Here is a 3,991-nt window from a genome sequence, read left to right on the forward strand (position 1 = left end):
GCGGATATCCAGATCACGGGCGCGACCGTGCTGGGGTACACCGTGGTCCACGTAGCCGCGTTCCTGCTCACGGGGTTCGTGGCCGCCGCGCTGGCCACGGAGGCGGAGCGCGATCCGCCGCTACTCTTGGGGTTTGCCCTGCTTTTCGTGACCTTCGAAACGCTGTTCATCGGCCTGCTTGCCATCCTGGCCGGCTGGCTGCTGAACAGCCTGCCGTGGTGGACGGTTGCCGTCGCGAACCTGATCGCCGCCGTGGTGATGGGCGCCTACCTGTGGCGCGAGCACCCGGCACTGCGGAGCGAGCTGCGCGAGCACCGGCTGGAGGACATCGTGGACTGCCCCGAGTGAGCGGCACGGACGCCGAGCGTAACTTAGTGGTCGAATCCGCAAATACGCCCGCATTCGGGCGTACTTACGAACTCGACCACTTAGCCCGCGCGGGGGGGGGGACCCCGAGCGCCCCAGCCCCGGACGACCCGAACCGAGAAAATATCTATGGGCGACCTCGCGGCCATCGTCGTACCCGTTGCCTTCTTTGTCACCATTGCCGCGATCGCGATCCTGCGGCCGCTGTCCAAGCGCCTGGGTGACCTCATCGAGATGACGCGCCAGGAGCGCCAGGCCGCGCGCCTCGATCAATCCGATTTCTCGCGGCTCGGTCAGCAGCTCGAGCAACTACACAGCCGGCTCGATCTGCTCGAGCACCGCGTGGACTTCGCGGAGCGGCTGCTGGACGAGCGGCCGGCCAAACACCTTGCAGAGGGCGCCGACCGGGCAGCGGATCTTGCGGCGAGCAGGTCAGATCCCGCTCGAAGACCCGGTTGACAAGAGAGGCGATGGATCGGCGGCCGAATGCCGGCGCATTCATGATCTCGACCACTAAGGCTTCGACCCGCCGCCCGGCAGCTTCAGGATGCGGCGCAGCTTCCAGAGGTAGAGGGCCAGGAGCGTGCCGGCCACCGCGGCAATGAGCCCGAACAGCAACTGCGCGGGCTCGCCTTCCCGCATGTACGCGAACAGCTCCCACACCCCAAAGCCGAAGCAGAAGATGATCGCACTCGCGATCAGCACGCGGTGGAACGGGATCAGTGAAGACATAGCGGACTCCCGGTTCAGGGGTACTATTTCACTGCCGAGCGCGCCGAGTACACAAAGATCGTACGGTGTCGGGGCGCCGGCTGCCACTCTGCGTCCCCCGCGTGCTCTGCGGCGCATACGTAACTGACTTCGTAAAACCTTGCACTACCTTGCACTTAGTGCGACGCGGCGGCGAGCATCAGCCGCTGCTGCGCCTCCTCCTGCTCCTCGCCTCGCGCCCAGCGGAAAAAGACCACCGTAATGGCCACCCAGAAGATGAGCCCGCCCGGCACCCACATGATCAGCCCACCGAGCTGCTGGTCGTCCAGCGCGGAGAGCGCGAAGACGCGCGGCGCCCTCTCGTAGAAGGGGTAGAGCACGCGCTCGGAGAGCGTGATCAGCGCGGACACGATGGACATGGGCACGCCGAAAGCAAAGAGGTACAGCATCTGGAGCGGGCCCGCCAGCCGGCCCAGCTCTGGCAGCGGGGTCACGACTGGCCACCACATGAGCACCGCCGCCGCCATGAACATGAGGTGCTGCACGATGTGCAAGTCGTGATGCTCGAGCGCCGCGTTGTAGAAGCGCGGCAGGTGCCAGGCAATGAAGACCACGTTGTAGATGGCAAAGGCGGCGAGCGGCCGGGTCGCGAGGCGGAGGGCGCGCATCACAGCAGCCGGCCGCAGCAGCGGCCGGAGCAGCCAGCCGGGAGTGCCCAGCAGCAGCAGCGGCGGCATGATCAGCATGAGCAGCAGGTGCTGCACCATGTGCGCGCTGAACAAGAAGTTGTCGCTCAGGTCGTGGATCGGCCCGTTGAGCGCCAGGAGCATGGTCAGCAGTCCCAGGAGGAAGCAGGCGACGCGGCCCGGGCCGACGGCGTCGCCCAGGGCATAACGCCGTCGCAGCGGCCCGATCCCGGCCAGGTAGGCGGCCAGCAGCAGCCCGCACCCCGCGAGAACGCTGGGGTGCGCCTCCCCGTGTGTCCAGGAGAAGGCCGCACCGCCGTGCAGCGCGGCCAGGAGCGGAGCCGGCGCCAGCATCACGGGGGCGAATAGGCGGGCAGCACCCGGAACAGGATGATCAGGGAGACGACCACCGCCATGGCCAGCAGCAGGGGCGCGACGAATACGCCCGTGAAGATACGGCTGTCGAACTTGAGATGCATGTAGAACATGACTACCAGGATGAACTTCCCCGTGGACAACGTGAGCAGGATCGGCACCAGCGCCGCCGCCAGTGCCGGAATGTAGAAGACGGCGACCTCCGCTGCCGTGATGATGCCCAGCACCGCGGCCACGAGCAGGTACGTCTTGTAGCCGGGGTGCCCCTCCGCCCCGTGCGCCGCCGGCCGGGCCCCGCCAGCCGCTTCCGCGCTCATGCCATCGCTCTCACTGGATGAGGTACACGAGGGTGAAGATCACAATCCAGACGATGTCCACGAAGTGCCAGTAGAGTCCCGCGACCTCGACCGCCAGCGCGTTGGCCGGCCCCAGCCGCCCGCGCACCGCCTGCACCCACAGCACCAGCAGCCAGAACACGCCAATCGTGACGTGGGCCCCGTGGAACCCGGTGAGCACGAAAAAGGAGGAGCCGAAGAGGTTGACCGACAGCGTCAGCCCTTCGTGATAGAAGCTGGTGAACTCGTAGGCCTGAAAACTCAGGAACAGCGAGCCCAGTGCCGCGGTCGACAGCAGCCAGATGACCGCGCCGCGCCGCTCCCCCCGCTGCACGGCCGCCAGCGCCAGCACCATCATGAGGCTGCTGGTGAGCAGCACCAAGGTGCTGATCGAGGTGAGCGGGATGTTCAGGATCTCGTGCGTGGTCGGGCCCGTGACGCTCCGGCGCTTGTAGACCATGTAGGTCGAGATCAGCGAGCCGAAGAACAGCGTCTCCGAGCCCAGGAACGTCCAGAACCCCAGCTTCAGGGTCTGAAGCCCCGTGGCGGTGGGGGGATGCTCCGCGTGCGCTGCGGCTGAGCTCAATCGAGTCGCTCCGCTCTCGTTCGATTCTTCGTACCCCGTACCCGTACCCGCACCCGTACCCGCACCCGAAGGATTTCCCGGCTCACGCGCTCGTGTTGCAAAACCAGTGTGCGACGGCCAGCCAATCTTCCGTAGCTATCAGCTTGCTGCATGCACCAGGCTCCTGCCTTTCCCCCTTTGGCCCAATCCTGCCTCCCGGCGCCCACTCGCAAATCCGCGAGGGCCGGGTACGGGTGCGGGTACGGGTACGGGTACGGGTACGGGATCCTCCCCCACCCTCCCCGCCCCTACGCCTCCGACCCGAACTGCGGCTCGAAGGCCCACCGGATCGCGCCGAACGCCACCACGGGCAGCCCCATCAGCGGCGCCCACCACCGTTCCGCCAGGAACAGCGCAAAGGTGAGCAGGATCCCGGCCGCCGTGAAGATGGGCCAGTGCGATGGCGCGGGCATGTGAACCGCCTCGGGCGGCACCGCGCGTGCCTGCGCGCCCAGCTCCTCCGGCCGGTCCCACATGGGTTGGCGGCTGCGCACCACCGGGATGCTGCCGAAGTTGTACACAGGCGGCGGCGACGTCGTCGCCCACTCGAGTGTCGGCGCGTCCCACGGGTTCGGCCCTGCCGGCTCGCCGTGCCGCCGGCTGCGGTACAGGTTCCACAGGAAAGCCAGCGTGCCCAGCGCCGTGACGAAGCCGCCCACGGTCACCAGCAGGTTGAGTCCCCCCAGGTTCAGCTCCGAGGAGTACGTGTAGATGCGCCGCGGCATGCCCAGCAGCCCGATGAAGTGCATGGGGAAGAACGTCGTATTGAAGCCAAGGAACGTCAGCCAGAAGTGCCACTTCCCCAGCCGCTCGTCCAGCAGCCGTCCCGTCAGCTTGGGCCACCAGTAATAGAAGCCGGCAAAGACGCCCAGGATCAGCCCGCCGAAGAGCAC

7 protein-coding genes are annotated in these 3,991 nt (G+C 67.1%); 2 read left to right on the forward strand and 5 right to left on the reverse strand.

What is annotated here, in order from left to right; genetic code table 11:
• Positions 1-348, forward strand: a 348-nt coding sequence (locus tag HY703_10430; GenBank protein ID MBI4545603.1) for a hypothetical protein, incomplete at its 5' end; no start/stop codon positions are given.
• Between the two features lie 147 nt (positions 349-495).
• Positions 496-825 (forward strand): hypothetical protein, encoded by a 330-nt coding sequence (locus HY703_10435; GenBank protein ID MBI4545604.1) that lies wholly within the window; start codon positions 496-498, stop codon positions 823-825.
• Between the two features lie 54 nt (positions 826-879).
• Here the strand turns inward: HY703_10435 and HY703_10440 are convergent, their stop codons facing one another.
• The 5 genes from HY703_10440 to HY703_10460 form a co-directional block, all read right to left on the reverse strand.
• Complete coding sequence (locus tag HY703_10440) at positions 880-1,098, reverse strand: hypothetical protein (protein ID MBI4545605.1); 219 nt, start codon at positions 1,096-1,098, stop codon at positions 880-882.
• Between the two features lie 155 nt (positions 1,099-1,253).
• On the reverse strand, positions 1,254-2,120 hold the full coding sequence (locus tag HY703_10445) for a cytochrome c oxidase assembly protein (protein ID MBI4545606.1): 867 nt from the start codon (positions 2,118-2,120) through the stop codon (positions 1,254-1,256).
• The gene (locus tag HY703_10450; GenBank protein MBI4545607.1) at positions 2,117-2,455 is read right to left on the reverse strand and encodes a cytochrome C oxidase subunit IV family protein; all 339 of its coding nucleotides are present in this window, start codon (positions 2,453-2,455) and stop codon (positions 2,117-2,119) included. The genes HY703_10445 and HY703_10450 overlap by 4 nt, the downstream gene beginning before the upstream one ends.
• 10 nt (positions 2,456-2,465) lie before the next feature.
• On the reverse strand, positions 2,466-3,059 hold the full coding sequence (locus HY703_10455) for a cytochrome c oxidase subunit 3 (protein MBI4545608.1): 594 nt from the start codon (positions 3,057-3,059) through the stop codon (positions 2,466-2,468).
• Between the two features lie 287 nt (positions 3,060-3,346).
• Positions 3,347-3,991: cbb3-type cytochrome c oxidase subunit I (locus HY703_10460; protein ID MBI4545609.1), on the reverse strand; the 645-nt coding region annotated here is incomplete at its 5' end.

Source organism: Gemmatimonadota bacterium (assembly GCA_016209965.1).
Classification (GTDB): Bacteria; Gemmatimonadota; Gemmatimonadetes; order Longimicrobiales; family RSA9; genus JACQVE01.